Consider the following 14,659-nt stretch of genomic DNA (forward strand, 5'->3'; position numbering starts at 1 on the left):
CAAAACAACACATTCAGTCAATAAAATGACCGAACGTACAATTTATTCTCGTCAAACAGCGATGACAACGGTAAGCATGGGCGACGTTCTCGGGTGACCGCCACCCGACGGTGTGCGCTGACAAGGAGACCGCTTTTGGTTGCTTTCGGCAATCCTGTGGACACAGCCATCATCGGTGCCGGTGTCGTCGGCTGTGCCATGGCGCGCCGTTTTTGCCTGGAAGGTGCCAGTGTCGTCGTTCTCGAGCGGGCGCCCGATATCCTATCTGGCGCATCGAAAGCCAACAGCGCCATCCTGCACACCGGTTTCGATGCGCCGCCCGGCAGCGTCGAGCTGCAATGCATGCAGGCGGGTTACGCTGAATACATGCAGATCCGCGAGGATTTCAACCTTCCGATCCTCGACACCGGTGCGATGGTTGCTGCCTGGAGTGACAGCGAGGAGGCCCGGCTTCCCGAACTGCTGGAGCAGGCGCTCCTCAACGGAGTTGCCGACGCCCGGCTTCTCAGCCGCGCCGAGGTAGTCGCCCGCGAACCGGCTTTGGGGGCACATGTGCGGGCGGCACTTCTCGTCCCGCGCGAGGTCATCATCGATCCATGGTCGGCGCCACTCGCCTATGCGATGCAGGCCAAGGCATTGGGCGCGGGGTTTCACTTCAATGCCGGGCTGTTGTCGGCCCGTTTCGATGGCGATCTGTGGCATCTTCAAACGCCCATTGGCACGCTGACTGCCCGCAGCGTCATCAACGCTGCAGGTATTCACGGCGATAGCGTCGAACGCATGCTAATCGGCGGCTCGCAGTTTGAGATTCGTCCGCGAAAAGGTCAGTTCGTCGTCTTCGACAAGGCTGCCGCCAAACATCTCCGAACGATCCTGCTGCCGGTGCCGACGGCCCGCACCAAGGGTGTGGTGCTCATACGAACGATCTTCGGCAACCTGCTGGTCGGACCGACGGCGGAGGAACAGGAAGAGCGCGATCGCCCCGATGTCACCCGTCCGGAACTCGATATGCTGATCGCCAAGGCCGTCGAACTGGTACCGGCATTGGCGCAGGCCCAGGTGACGGCCGTTTATGCCGGCTTGCGACCGGCCTCCGAGGAGAAACACTATCGTCTGCACAGCCTTCCGGAAAAGGGCTATTTCTGCGCCGGCGGCATACGCTCCACCGGGCTGACTGCGGCGCTCGGGATTGCCCGCCATGTCCATGGATTATGGGCGCAGGACCGAACTGCCGGCGGCAAACCGATCACGGCGCCGCCGATCTTCCCGTTGCCTAATCTGGCCGAGCACCTGCCGCGTGACTGGCAGGTGCCCGGGCATGGCGGCATCGTCTGTCATTGCGAAATGGTGACCGGGCGGGAGATCGAGGCCGCGCTGAGCAGCCCCCTGCCGCCCGGCGATTTTGGCGGGCTGCGGCGACGCACGCGCTGTGCCATGGGGCGTTGTCAGGGGTTCAACTGTCTAGCCCGTCTGAACAGCCTCACCGAAGGCCGGCTGTCGGTGCCGATCGCACCGGAGGCCGACCGATGAGCGCGGCTTCTTACGACGTTGCGATCGTCGGCGGTGGTCCGGCCGGGCTTTCCGCTGCCATCGAGTTGAGAGCCCGTGGCGTGGCGAAGGTCGCGCTCTTCGAGCGTGGAGACGAGGCCGGCGGCATCCCCCGACACTGCGGCCATCCACTTTTCGGCATGCGCGAGTTCGGACGCATCCTGACAGGACCTGCCTATGCGCGCCGCCTCGTGGCCGCAGCACTGGCTGCTGGAGTCACCGTCCTGCCGAAACATACGGTCGTCCATACCGGCCCCGGCGGCCGGCTGACAGTCGCGAGCCCCAACGGCATCGAGACGATCCAGGCAGCCCGCATCCTGATCGCCACCGGTGCCCGCGAGGCCACCCGGGCGCAGTTGCTGGTGCCCGGCCTGCGGCCGCTGGGTGTGATGAATACGGCAGCGCTTCAGGCCTTCGTCTACCAGGAAGGGCGTGTGCCGTTTCGACGTCCGCTCATCGTCGGCAGCGAACTGGTGTCATTGTCGGCTATCCTCACCTGTCGAAGCCATGGCATCCGACCCATCGCCATGGTGGAGAATGAACTTGACGTCCAGGCCCGGCGGGCATTCTTTGCCTTGCCCCGTGTGCTTCGCGTGCCCGTCATGCCAGGCGCGCAGATCCTTGCCATTGAAGGTCGTCCGCGGGTGACCTCTGTGCGGTTGCGGCTGGCCGACGGTACGGAGACGCTATTGGCGTGCGACGGCGTGATCTTTTCCGGCCGCTTCGTTCCGGAGGCGGCCCTTACGGAAGCGAGCGCCCTCGTGCTCGATCCGGCAACCGGTGGCCCGGAAATCGACCAGCACGGTCGAGGCTCCGATCCCGGCATATTTTTCGCCGGCAACATGGTTCACCCAATCGAGACGGCAGGCCATTGCTGGGCCGAGGGTCGCCGCGTTGCCGGGATGATTGCCGCCGAACTTGCGGATCGGGCAAAATCTGAACCGAAAGAGGCGCGGGGCCGCCGCGTCATTGCCGGTGCCGGGCTGAAGTACGTGGTCCCGCAACGCCTGACGACCGAAGGCACAGGCACCGCACCGGTTTTGAATGTGCGAGCGCTCGGCGCTGCCAATGGGCAATTGATCCTGTCGGATGGCAGCGGCACCATCCTGCGATCACAAAGCATCAACGCCGCACCGCAGAAACCAATCCGCTTTTCCCTGGCGGGGCTGGACCTTGCTGGCGAGAGCAGCGATCTTAGGTTGCGACTGGAGCCGAAGGCATGAGCATTTTCCTGGCCCTCGATCAGGGTACCACATCAACGCGCGCCCTCAAGGTCGCAGCAGACGGTACGGCCAGCATCGTCTTTTCCGCGGCACATGCGCAGCATTTCTCCGGTACGGATCGGGTCGAACACGATCCTGAGGAACTGCTCGCCAATCTGAGCGCGGCGCTCTCCGCCGCGGGCGAAGTCACCGCGATCGGTCTGTCCAATCAGGGTGAAAGCTGCCTTGCCTGGGATGCGATCGATGGAAGACCGCTCTCGCCCGTGATCGTCTGGCAGGACCGCCGAACGGCGGCGCAGGTCGCCGCCCTTTCCCCTGCGCAACCCGAGATCATGGAGCTGTCCGGCCTTCCGCTCAGCCCCTATTTTTCTGCCGCAAAACTGGCCTGGCTTTTGGAGAACAATGACGACGTCAAGGATGCGCGGCGTGCCGGCAGACTGATGCTCGGCACCACGGATGCGTTTTTCCTGCAGCGGCTTACCGGACGCGCGGCAACCGACATCACCACCGCCTCGCGCACGTCCCTGATGAATATCGCAACCGGCGAGTGGGACAGCAGGCTTTGCCAGATTTTCGGCGTTCCGATCGAATGCCTGCCCCCCATCCTGCCGACCGTCGGCGATTTCGGAGACATTGACGGCACACCGCTGACGGCATCGGTGGTGGATCAGCAGGCAGCCCTTTACGGTCATGGCTGCCGGGTCGCAGGTGACACCAAGATTACGTTCGGCACCGGCGCCTTCGCACTGTCGCTCACCGGCCCGAACCGGCGACCGGCTGGCCAGAACGGCCTGCTGCCGACCGTTGCCTGGTTGATCCGTGGCGAAACCAGTTATGCGACAGACGGTGGCGTCCATGCCGCTGGCGCGGCCATCAACTGGGCCCAGAGGATAGGGCTTCTGAACGAACCGACCGAACTCAATGCCTTTGCAGCGGGCCCGGCCATCGACCGCGGCCTGGCCTTCGTGCCGGCGCTGTCAGGACTCGGAAGCCCGCATTGGGATGACAGCGCCGCCGGGCTTTTCATCGGCATGACGGGGGCAACGACCCGCCAGGACATGCAGCAGGCGCTGATCGAAGGCATTGCGTTGCGAGCCAGCGAAATCGTCGTGGCCATGGCGTCAGATGCGCCGATCACACGGATATCGGTGGATGGCGGCGTCAGCCGTTCCCGTTATCTGTGCCAGTTTCTTGCCGACACGACGGGGTGCACGGTGGTCATCCCCGGTGTCGACGAACTGACCGCCTACGGCACCGCCCAGCTTGCCGCCTGTGCGCTGGGCGAAACGTTGGAGACCCCGCAGCCTTCGCAAACCATTATCCCCAACCGTTGTGACGGGGCAGCGCGGCTTGCGCGGTTCGCGCAAGCGGTGGATCGGTCCAGAGACTGGCACACGCTACCCGTCGGATAGCCCTGTGGAGATGGCAACCCGGTTGATGGAATTGCATCGTCCGGGCTGAAAACCTGTCATGCTCTGCCGCTCCAAGCTCCGCACGCCGTTGCCGTGTCAGACATGCTGGCCGCCATTGATGTGGATTTCCGCGCCATTGATGTAGGCGGACGTTTCGCTGCAAAGAAAGTGGATTGTCTCGGCCACTTCCCGCGGCGTGCCGAGCCTTTTCATCGGCACATTTGCTTCCACCAGAAGGTCCGTGCCCTCCGACAGGATAGCGGTGTCGATCTCACCCGGTGCGATGGCATTGGCACGAACGCCATGCGGGCCGAACTCATGGGCGATTTCCCGCGTCAGGGCCGCAAGGCCCGCCTTTGAGGCCGCATAGGCAACGCCAGCAAACGGGTGCACGCGCGAGCCGGCAATCGACGTGACGTTGACGATCGATCCTTTCGCAGCCTCCAGTTCGGGCAGAAGCGCCCGCGCGAGCAGGGCGATGGAAACGAGATTGACATTCAGCACCGTCGTCCAGGTGGCGGCGTCGGAACCGATGACGCCGAGGCGGGCGCCACCGGCACCTTTGGGCGAAATGCCCGCATTGTTGACCAGCGCATGCAGCCCCGCGCCATTCAGTCGCTCGCGAACGTCGGCCACCAGCTTGTCGATCTGCGCCAGGTCGGCGAGATCTGCCTGGATATGGCTTTCACGGGCCGAGGGCCAGAGGCACTCCTCCGAAAAAGGTTGGCGTGACACGGTGAGGACACGCCAGCCTTTTTCCAGGAACAGCTTGACCGTTGCATGTCCGATGCCACGGCTTGCACCCGTCAGAAGGATAGAGGGTTGTGTCATGGGTCATCTCCTTGGGATGGGGCAGTCGACCCTGTCCTGGCAATGGTACGATCGCTCAGGGTCAACGGATTTTCTGTCGTGCGGTTTAATCCGCATCAATTCTGGGCAGGCTTTGCCGGCGCCTTGTCCGGCCAGAACCGCACGCCTGGACGGGCCAGTCCGCCGCCGAGGGCTGCCACGGTGCCATCGGCGCGCCAGCAGGCCGCACCGGTCATCGTGTCGCCAAAGGCAATGGCGTTCATGCCACCGCCGATATGCGGCATGACACGAACTTCGTGACCGAGTTCCTCAAGCTTTTCCCGCTGCGGTGCATAGGCCTGCTCGATTTCCACTTCCTGGCCTTGCGTCCAAATCCGCGGCGCTTCGACCGCTTCCTGCAGGCTCATCCCGTGGTCGATCAGGTTGACGATCGCCTGCATGGCCGAGGGGAAGATCCTGAGGCCCCCGGGCAGGCCGAGTGCGAACACCGGTGCGCCATCCTGAATTAGGATCATCGGCGCCATCGATGTCGGCACGCGCTTGCCGGGCACGACGGAGAGGGCGTTGCCCGGATGCGGATCGAAATTGCTCATGTAGTTGTTGGGGATGATGCCGGTACCGGGCACCGCCAGGCGTGCGCCGAACAGTCCGTTGATCGTGTGGGTGGCGCTGACGACATTGCCGTCGCGATCGGCAATGGTGATATGCGTGGTGTCTTGGCTCTCATAACCCGGTTCATACGCGGCGGGCAGGCTTGCCGCCTGGCGGATCTGGGACCGGCATTCGGCGGCATAGGCCTTCGAGGTCAGCCGCTCGACCGGCACGTCGACAAATGCCGGGTCGCCGGAATGTGAGCGGCGATCCGCAAAGGCAATGCGGATCACCTCGACGAGAAGATGGAGAGAGGCAACGCTGCCAAAACCCATAGCGGCAACGTCATAGGCTTCCAGCATGTTCAGCATCTGGGTGACATGCACGCCGGACGAGGCCGGCGGCGGCGGTCCGGCAATCTCGAAGCCACGATAGCTGCCGATGATGGGCTGACGCTCGATCGGTCGATAGGCGCGCAGGTCGGCTTCGGTAACCCAGCCGGCATCATCGCCGCCCGTCTGCATTCTTGCAGCCAGTGCTGCGCCGAGCGCGCCACCATGCAGGGCAGCCGCGCCCTCACGCTGGATCAGCCGCAGGCTTTCGGCGTAATCGCCCATCAGGAGGCGGTCGCCCGGAGCAGGTGCCGCGCCGCTGGGCATGAGGATTTTGGCGATCTCCGCGTCCTGCGAAAGCTCGCCGGCGGCCTCGCCGATCGCACCGGAAAGGTAGTGGGTAACGGCAAAACCGCGTGAAGCCAGCCTGATCGCCGGTTCTACCACGTCGGCAAATGGCAGCTTGCCGTAGCGCGCCTGCATGTCGCACCAGCCCGCCAGGTTGCCGGGAACGGCAACGGAGGAGGCGCCGATGATGTTGCGGCGCCCCTTGGCATCCATGTAGCGGGCCGGCTCGTCCGAAACCGGCTCGTAGATTTCGGGGTGCATGGTCGCGGCGGCCGAAGACAGCGCGTCGATTACCACATGCGGGCCGCCAGCCATGCGGATATGCGAAAGGCCGCCGCCGGCAATGCCGACCATCATCGGTTCCACCACGGTCAGCGCCAGAAGCGACGCGACCGCGGCATCGACCGCATTGCCACCGGCCGCCAACATCTCGAAACCTGCCGCCGAGCCAAGGGGATGGTTAGTGACCACCATTCCGCCAGCACCACTGGCCGGGGATTTTTCGCAGGTGAATGGCAGGCGGGGAGCGGTCATGTCGGTTCTCAATTCGGTAGGTATGGCCGGCGCAGGAGACTAGCCGGTGAAGATACTCCGGCTAGAAAGCATGGTTCAGATCAGATTGGCCAGAACTTTGGCCGTGGCACCCGACAGATCGCCGAGCTTGACGCCGGTTTCGCGAACACTGGCCTCGCGCGACTTGCCGCGAATCTGGATGTCGATGGCCTTCTGTGCCTCCGAGGCCACTTCCTCCGGTGGCAGCACGATGACGCCGCTCTCGTCGGCCAAAACGGCATAACCCGGCATGACGACGGTGTTGCCGACCGATACCGGAACATTGATCGCTCCGCCGAGATCGTAGATGCGCGTGGTAATCGGCGAAATGCCGCGGCACCACATCGGGAAATCCGACTGGACGATTTCTTCAAGGTCCGTGCAGGGTCCGTCGACCACCGCCCCGACGGCGCCCGCGGCCTTGGCACCGACCGTCACCCCGCCGCCCCAGCAAGCGTAACGGTCATCGTGCAGCCGGTCGACGATGACGAAATCGCCCGGCCGGATGAGGCTGAGGATATGGTGCAGCAGCGTGGAGTCCGGCCCGGGGATGGCGATGGTGACGGCGGTGCCGACAACGCGGCGGCCCGGGATCAGCGGCTGGATCTGCCGGTGCAGGAAGCCGAAATGCCGCCAGTGGCCGAGCGTCGCGGTTTCGACCTGCGCCAGCAGGTCCAGGTCCTGCTTGGCGATCTGTGCCGGCATTGGGTTGATTTTGTAAGCCATTTTCGGATCCAATCTGGGGTGTGGAAGTTAGCGGCCAAAGGCCTTGGCGAAACCGACGCTGCGTTCGACGACGAGGACGATGGCAAGCGAAAGGGCGATCATCAAAACCGCCAGCACGGCCACCATCGGATCGGTGCGCTCGTCCACATAACGGTAGAGCGCGACCGGCAGCGTCTGCAGCCGCGGCCCGACGATGAACAGCGACAGCACGATCTCGTCGAAAGACAGGATGAGCGCGATGGCGCTGGAGGCGATCACACCGGGCGTCAGCCGCGGCAGGGTGATCTGCATGAAGACCTGCAGAGGCCGGGCGCCGAGTGTCATCGCCGCCTCGTCGACATCGGTGCCGAGATTGCTCAGCGACGTCTGCAGGATGCGGATGCTGAAGGGCAGCGTCATCACCAGATGCGCCAGCACCAGGCCGGGATAGGTTGCCACCAGTCCGGCCGGTGTGAACACCATCAGGATGCCGAGGCCCAGCATCATCGCCGGCAAAACGAGCGGCGCGATGACCAGGCTGCGGATCAGGGCCCGGCCGGGAAAGTCCAGACGCACCAGCGCATAGGCGGCCGGTAGCCCAAGGGCGAGGCTGAGCGCCGCAACGATGACCGCGATGATGGCGCTGTTGCGGAAGCCCTGCATGAAGCTGGTATTGCCGAGCACCGTTCCATACCACTTCAGGCTCCAGCCCGAAGGCGGGAAGGACAGGTAGCTATCGGCGCTGAAGGAGATGACGAGGATGATCGCCATCGGCATGAAGACGATGCAGAAGACCAGCGTGACATAGGTGCGAGAGATGAAGGAGAGGAATTTCGTCATGTCTATGTCCTCCGGGTCAGCAGTCGCAGCACGAGGCCGGTCAATCCCATGGCGAGGACGAAAAACGCCAGCATAAGGAAGGACAAAGCCGCCGCCGTCGGCCAGTCGAGCGAAACGAGGGCAAGGTCATAAACCTCGGTTGCCAGCAGAAACACACGGCCGCCGCCCAGCAGGGACGGTGTGATGAAAGACGAGACGCAAAGCACGAAGCCGATCGTCAGCCCGGCAAGGATGGCCGGCAAGCTGAGTGGCAGCGTGACATGCCAGAAGACCTTCTGGGGCGGTGCGCCGAGCGACATGGCGGCATCGTCGAGGCGTCTGTCGAGTTTGCCGAGTCCCGCCGCGATGGTGAGAAACATGTAGGGCATGATGCTTTCCGACAGGCCGATGATCACACCCGAGTAATTATTGACCATCCGCAGCGGCTCGCTGATCAGTCCCAGCACCCGCAAGAGGTGATTGACGGGGCCGGCATCTCCCAAGGTCACCAGCCAGCCGAACGACCGCACCACAGCCGAGATCAGCAGCGGCGAGGCAGCCAGCACGGTCAGCGGCGTGCGCCAACGCGACGTCATCCGCGACAGCGACAAGGCCATCGGATAGGCCAGGAGCAGTGCGACCACGGAGCAGGTGATCGACAGCTGCAGTGTCCGGCCGAGCAGATCCAGATAGTAGCTGTCCTGGAGGATGCCGATATAGGTCTGCAGGCTGATGGCCTTGGTAATGGCGCCGTAGTCGGAAATGTTCAGCGACATGCGGAACAGCCACAGGATGGGGCCAATGAAGGAAATCGTCAGCACGAGCAGCACCGGTGCGAGAAGCAGCCAGGGTGTCATTCTCGTGCTGGTTCCGGGAACGGTGAAGCGGTTCATGCGGCAAAGATCCGCATGTCGGTGGTGCGCCAGGTGAGTGCGACGTCTGCACCCGGTTGTGCGAGTTGGGCTTCCTCGCTGCCGGGCCGAAGTTCGGCCACCAGCTTCTGGCCACCGGCGAGCTCAAGCTCAACCTCGATCACGCTGCCGACGAACACGCTGCGGTTGACGCGTGCCGTCAGACCATCGCCATCCGGCCTGGAAAGCTGAATGGCATGTGGCCGGACCATGGCGGCCAATTTGGCGCCATCACCAGCATCTGCAGGCAATTCCTGGAGGTCCGGCGCGGGCAGCGCCTGTCCTTCGTGATCGAGGCGCGGCCCACCCGTTCCGAGACTTAGGGTCGCCGGCACGCTGTTGGCGCGGCCGATGAACCCGGCGACGAAGGGCGTTGCAGGCTTGTCGTAGATCTCGACCGGAGTTCCGATCTGTTCCAGCTTGCCGCCATTCATCACCGCGATCCGGTCGCACATGGTCAGTGCTTCCTGCTGGTCGTGGGTGACGAACAATGTGGTGATGCCGGTGCGGGACTGGATGTCTCGGATCTCGAAGCGCATTTCGTCGCGCAGGCGGGCGTCGAGGTTCGACAACGGTTCGTCGAGCAGCAGGATTTCCGGCTCGATGACGATGGCGCGGGCAATCGCGACGCGCTGTTGCTGGCCTCCCGACAACTCGGCCGGGCGGCGATTGCCAAATCCTTCAAGCCGTACCGCACGCAGTGCCTCGGCAACCCGGGCTGCACTTTCCTCCTTGCCGACCTTGCGCAGCCGCAGGCCAAAGGCGACGTTCTGCGCCACCGTCATGTGTGGAAACAGCGCATAGGACTGGAACACCAGGCCGAGATTGCGCTCCCACGGGGGGCGAGACACGATGTCCTCGCCGCCCATGATGATCTGTCCGGACGTCGGTGCCAGAAGCCCGGCAACCATCCGCAGCGTGGTGGACTTGCCACAGCCGGACGGACCCAAAAGCCCGATGAATTCGCCCTTGGCGATATCGAAGGACAAGGTGTCGACGGCCGGGCGTTCGCCGCCATAGTCAAAGGTCAGCTTGTCGATGCGGATATGGGCGGGCGTTGAGGCGAGGGACATGGGTTCGTCCTGCTGTTTCACTTGCCGGCCGAGATGATCTGGCGCTTCCAGAGCTGGTTCCATTCATCCGATTTTGTGGCGGCCCAAGCCCAGTCGAGCGGCAGTGTCTTGTCGAGCTGGCCGGCAACCGTACGGGCCCTGGCCTCGGGGCTGACCTTTGCCTTGGCATTCACCGGCGCGTAGAACATCGCTTCCGTAAAGGCTGCCTGGGCTTCCGGCGACAGCGCGTAATCGATGAAGGCCTTTGCCGCGACCGGGTTCTTGGCGCCCTTTACAAGGTTGATGGTGTTGATCTGCAGGATAGTGCCTTCCTTCGGCAGCATCACGCCCAGCTTGCCCTTGGATTCGTCGGCATAATACTGGCTGCGGGCATTCCACCCGGTCCCCAGCACATCGGTCCCGTTGATGACAAGGGTGTAGGCGTCGGGCTTGGGGTCGAAGGTCTGCACGCCGGGCGCCATCTCGGCAAGCTTGGCGACGGACTGTTTGACTGACTTGGTATAGTCTTCACCCAGCATGGCAGACGTCATCACCATCAGGCCGGAGCCGAGGATGGAGGGCATCGAGGTGACGGCCATCTTTCCGGCATAGGCCTTGTCCCAGAGAACCTCGAGCGAGGTCGGCGCCGTCGGGAAGGCTTCCTTGTTGTAGATGACCACCAGATTGTCGAAGGTGACGGCTGGGCCATAACCTTCCTTGACGATGGCCTGCGGCAGCAGGTCGGCAAGGTTGGGGACGTCGGTCTTGGTCAAGGGTGCCAGCAGCCCTTCCTTGTCGCCGATCAGCGACGTGGAAACGTCGAAGATCACCACGTCGGTCTGCGGGTCACCGGCCTGCGAACGCAGGTTTCCCAGCATTGCCGAGGAGGCGCCGGCAGGAAAATAGTTGACCTTCACATCGGGGTATTTCGCCAAAAAGGGCTTGATCACCGCTTCGTTGTATTTGTCCTGAAAGATCCCCGAATAGGCGGTGAGGGTGATCTCCCCCGAGACATCGGCTGAGTGGGCCGGAGCTGTGGTGCTGATCAGCGCGGCGAAGACGACGGAGGCAAGAAGGCGGGTGATCATCGGCACATTCTCCTGTCGGGTGAAGCGGCCCGGTTTGTCGAGGCGGCTGCCAGCATGGCAGGCAGCACGGTGAAATGTGAATCTGCTGGAGCCTTCTCCGCGACGGTTGGTCCTATCCCGGCAAAGCTGGAGGGCTTATCGAACGATCCACTGCCCCTGATGCAACGATCTGCGGCCACCGTTGTCCAATCGAAATTTCTTGTGTCTTGCATCAGAAAAATTTTGGATGAAAAACAGGTAGTTATTTAATCCGATTGCCGCACTAAGAGACTGGATTGCGATGATTATTTGAACAAAAAAGCCCTTCGGTCACGCAGTGGCAACCGAAGGGCTGAGAGTAGTCCCCAAGAAAAATCTATGGGCTAGTAGCCGCGTTTTGCGTCCGCGAGATCGGCGACTGTCCCGGTTTCCTGGAAGGTCCGGATGTTCTTTGCGACAATTTTGCTACCTGTCGGAGCGTCGATCAGCGAGGCGACATGCGGCGTGACGGTGATCTTCGGATTGGTCCAGAACGGATGCGTTTTGGGAAGCGGCTCGACATGGAAGACATCGAGTGTCGCACTGCTGATCTGGCCCGAATTCAGGGCGTCGACAAGGTCGCTGTCGACCAGATGCGGACCCCGTGCCGCGTTGACGATGCTGGCGCCGCGCTTCAAGCGATTGAACGTGTCGACATTGAGAATGCCGCGTGTACTTTCGGTCAGGGGCAGCAGGCAGACAAGGATTTCCGTGCCTTCCAGAAACGCCCCAAATCCTTCGCTTCCGGAAAAGCACTGGATGCCGGGCAGATCCTTCGGGGATCGTGACCAGCCGCGCACTTCGAAGCCGATCTGTTTCAAAAGGTCTGCCGCGGCGGCACCAAGATTGCCCAGTCCCATCACACCGACGCGGCGCTGGGGGGCGGGTGGCACGACGATCTGCTCCCAGAGCTGGCGGGCCTGGTTGGCCTGGATGGCCGGCAGTTCGCGGTGATGGCGCAGGACGTGAAGGACGACATACTCCTTCATCCGCTGCGTCAGATCGGTGCCGACGGTGCGGATGATCGGCACGTGTATCGGCAATTGCTCGTCTGCCAGGACGTGGTCGATGCCGGCCCCCAGCGAAACGATCGCCTTCAGGTTTCGGAACGGTTTCATGGCGCCGGTCGCCGGTCGCCAGAGCACCGAATAGGTGACGGCATCGGGATCAGGCACTTGGTCTATCGGGTAGACATTCCAGTCCGGCATCAGATCGCGCAGCATCTGGCACCACCATTCCGTCTTGTCTGCGGCTGGTAGCGAAACGACAATGTTCATGGAGCATCCTCATTGGCTCATGCGTCATGGTATGCCTCCCATTCACTGCAGGAGGGACGTGCGGGTCAAAGCAAAAATTCCTGTCGCTCTCATAGAATTTTTTTATGGAGTTTTCCCGTCGGTTTCCGCTAGGTTCTAGTCATGAATTTCAAACAGCTGGAAGCCTTCTACTGGCTCACGCGTCTCAAGAGCTATCAACGCGTTGCCGATCATATCGGTTTGACGCAACCGGCTGTTTCAGCTCGCATCTCAGGGCTGGAAGATAGTCTGGGCATTCCTCTTATTGATCGTGCCCAGTCCGATTTCACTCTGACTGAGCAAGGGCATGAGGTCGCCGAATATGCCGAGACCTTTCTCAATCTCAGTGAGACGTTGACAAGCCGTCTGAAGTCAAAGCAAAAACGACGTTACACGATCGGCGTTGTTTCCATGGTCACCCAGACGTGGGCAGTTACCCTGCGCCACAAGATTGCTGCCCTTCCGGATCCCCCTCTGGTCGATTTCTATTCGGGCGCCAATCTCGATCTCCGACCGATGGTCAAGTCCGGCGCGCTCGACATGGCGTTCGTTACCGGAGAGGCCGGGTTGCCGCAAATCGAGGATAGCTTCTCGGTCCAGTATCATGTCGGTTGGGTGGCTCGGCCGGACGTGGTCGGCGAGATCAAGCGCCCGCTGACACCGGATGAATTGCGTGAGTTGCCTCTGGTCCTCTACCCGCATACATCGCCGCTGTTCGGCCCTGTCGCCGACCTGATAGAAGAGACGAAACGACGCCCCAATTCTCGCCACACCGGCAATTCTCTCGCCACCATCTGTGAGATGGTCAGGGCCGGCTACGGCGCCTCGGCAATGCCGTTGGTGTCGCTAGAGCCGGAAATTGCCACCGGAATGCTGGTCGAAATCCCGACCACCGTTCAGCTTGCCCCTCTCGATATCCGCTGCGTCCATCAGAACAGAGCGCGCAAGGCGCAGACGGAGCAGATATTCCAGCTGGCCCGACAGGCTGCCGAGGAATGGGTCGCGGCCCATCCGCGTTATGTCAGCTTTCGCAAGACCTGAGTTTCCATAAGGTCGCACTACAAACCTGATCATGTCACGGATTTTTTCTGGAATGCGGCACCACCGGTGCCGGATTCCAGACTGCAAGTCATCAGGCGGCATAGCGCTTGGAAACGTGATCGCGTATGAAGCCGGACCCGATTTTGACCAAGCGCTCGGTCAGCGCCGCGCCGGTTTCGGCTGAACAAAATACCGGATCGCCGCCCCATACGCCATGCGGCGCTGTTTCCATGGCCTCGATCGGTGCCTGCAGGCGAGCGCCAGCGTATTTCAGCGCGGCAAAGCCCGCCACATCCACACCCATCGCCTTCTGGTCCTTCGGCGGTGACTGTGCCAGGTCCATGCGCAAGATATCGGGGTAATAATGTAAGCCGACCGATGTCAGGGGATCGCCGCCATGGCCTGAAGACTTTGCAGCTGCTTCCGGGCCGAGGATCTCTTTCAGTATTTCATAGCTAATCTGCCACAGATACATCGAAGCCACGAACATGCCGTTGGTCTGGCGCCATTTCAGGGAGACGTCATTGATCGCTCCGACATTGCCGCCATGACCGTTGATGACCAACAGCTTGGTCAATCCGTGACGGGCCAGACTGGCAAACATGTCGTCCAGCAAGGCAACAAGCGTTGATTGGCTGACCGCTATGCCCCCATGTGAGGAGCCGAAATAATCGGCGCCGCCGAACGGGATGACAGGCGCGATGAAGGTTGGGATGCCTTCGGCACGTGCGGCGCGGGCTATGTCGAGTGCGACGGCTTCGGCGGCGAGATAGTCGCCCATCGGCGCATGGGTTCCCTGGTCTTCCAGCGATCCCATTGGCAGGAGGATGACGGCATCGTCGTTGAGAAACTGGCGGGCTTCTTCGCTGGTCAGTTCAGCGATCTTGATCTTTTCAGTCAGCATGGTGATTTCC

General features: G+C 62.3%; 13 protein-coding genes. 4 read left to right on the top strand and 9 right to left on the bottom strand.

The genetic code is table 11. The features are described 5' to 3' along the window. Window positions 1-135 precede the first annotated feature (135 nt). Genes ASG19_RS22400 through ASG19_RS22410 form a run of 3 tightly spaced genes read left to right on the top strand, consistent with a single transcriptional unit; the run spans window position 136 to window position 4,183 of the window. Window positions 136-1,530 (top strand): NAD(P)/FAD-dependent oxidoreductase, encoded by a 1,395-nt coding sequence (locus ASG19_RS22400; protein ID WP_062463115.1) that lies wholly within the window; start codon window positions 136-138, stop codon window positions 1,528-1,530. Continuing rightward, the gene (locus ASG19_RS22405) at window positions 1,527-2,771 is read left to right on the top strand and encodes an FAD-dependent oxidoreductase (protein ID WP_062463118.1); all 1,245 of its coding nucleotides are present in this window, start codon (window positions 1,527-1,529) and stop codon (window positions 2,769-2,771) included. Before ASG19_RS22400 ends, ASG19_RS22405 begins: the two co-directional genes overlap by 4 nt. Continuing rightward, complete coding sequence (locus ASG19_RS22410) at window positions 2,768-4,183, top strand: FGGY family carbohydrate kinase (protein WP_062463121.1); 1,416 nt, start codon at window positions 2,768-2,770, stop codon at window positions 4,181-4,183. The genes ASG19_RS22405 and ASG19_RS22410 overlap by 4 nt, the downstream gene beginning before the upstream one ends. 96 nt (window positions 4,184-4,279) lie before the next feature. Here ASG19_RS22410 and ASG19_RS22415 read toward each other — a convergent pair whose 3' ends face one another. From ASG19_RS22415 to ASG19_RS22450, 8 genes are all read right to left on the bottom strand, one after another. Beyond that, complete coding sequence (locus ASG19_RS22415; protein ID WP_062463124.1) at window positions 4,280-5,014, bottom strand: SDR family oxidoreductase; 735 nt, start codon at window positions 5,012-5,014, stop codon at window positions 4,280-4,282. A 95-nt stretch (window positions 5,015-5,109) separates the two neighbouring features. Beyond that, window positions 5,110-6,798, bottom strand: coding sequence for a gamma-glutamyltransferase (gene ggt / locus ASG19_RS22420; RefSeq protein WP_062463127.1), 1,689 nt, complete (start codon window positions 6,796-6,798; stop codon window positions 5,110-5,112). A gap of 75 nt (window positions 6,799-6,873) precedes the next feature. Beyond that, window positions 6,874-7,542: an RraA family protein gene (locus ASG19_RS22425; RefSeq protein WP_062463130.1), complete on the bottom strand. Its 669-nt coding sequence runs from the start codon at window positions 7,540-7,542 to the stop codon at window positions 6,874-6,876. Between the two features lie 27 nt (window positions 7,543-7,569). Then, a complete protein-coding gene (locus tag ASG19_RS22430) occupies window positions 7,570-8,361 on the bottom strand; it encodes an ABC transporter permease (RefSeq protein ID WP_062463133.1) in 792 nt (263 codons plus the stop codon). A 2-nt stretch (window positions 8,362-8,363) separates the two neighbouring features. Beyond that, window positions 8,364-9,233 carry an ABC transporter permease gene (locus ASG19_RS22435; RefSeq protein WP_062463136.1) on the bottom strand — a complete coding sequence of 290 codons (870 nt, stop codon included), beginning with the start codon at window positions 9,231-9,233 and terminating at the stop codon, window positions 8,364-8,366. Next, window positions 9,230-10,324, bottom strand: a complete 1,095-nt coding sequence (locus ASG19_RS22440; protein ID WP_082476518.1) for an ABC transporter ATP-binding protein — start codon at window positions 10,322-10,324, stop codon at window positions 9,230-9,232. The genes ASG19_RS22435 and ASG19_RS22440 overlap by 4 nt, the downstream gene beginning before the upstream one ends. Before the next feature lie 17 nt (window positions 10,325-10,341). After that, entirely contained in the window at window positions 10,342-11,391 is a 1,050-nt protein-coding gene (locus ASG19_RS22445; protein ID WP_062463139.1) for an ABC transporter substrate-binding protein, read from the bottom strand. Between the two features lie 362 nt (window positions 11,392-11,753). Next, window positions 11,754-12,686, bottom strand: a complete 933-nt coding sequence (locus ASG19_RS22450) for a glyoxylate/hydroxypyruvate reductase A (protein ID WP_062463142.1) — start codon at window positions 12,684-12,686, stop codon at window positions 11,754-11,756. A gap of 141 nt (window positions 12,687-12,827) precedes the next feature. On the opposite strand from ASG19_RS22450, the gene ASG19_RS22455 reads away from it, so the two are divergent. Then, window positions 12,828-13,745, top strand: a complete 918-nt coding sequence (locus ASG19_RS22455; protein WP_062463145.1) for a LysR family transcriptional regulator — start codon at window positions 12,828-12,830, stop codon at window positions 13,743-13,745. 91 nt (window positions 13,746-13,836) lie between these two features. Here ASG19_RS22455 and ASG19_RS22460 read toward each other — a convergent pair whose 3' ends face one another. After that, window positions 13,837-14,649: a creatininase family protein gene (locus ASG19_RS22460; protein ID WP_062463148.1), complete on the bottom strand. Its 813-nt coding sequence runs from the start codon at window positions 14,647-14,649 to the stop codon at window positions 13,837-13,839. Window positions 14,650-14,659 lie beyond the last annotated feature (10 nt).

This window comes from Rhizobium sp. Leaf306 (genome assembly GCF_001423425.1).
GTDB classification, from domain to species: domain Bacteria; phylum Pseudomonadota; class Alphaproteobacteria; order Rhizobiales; family Rhizobiaceae; genus Neorhizobium; species Neorhizobium soli.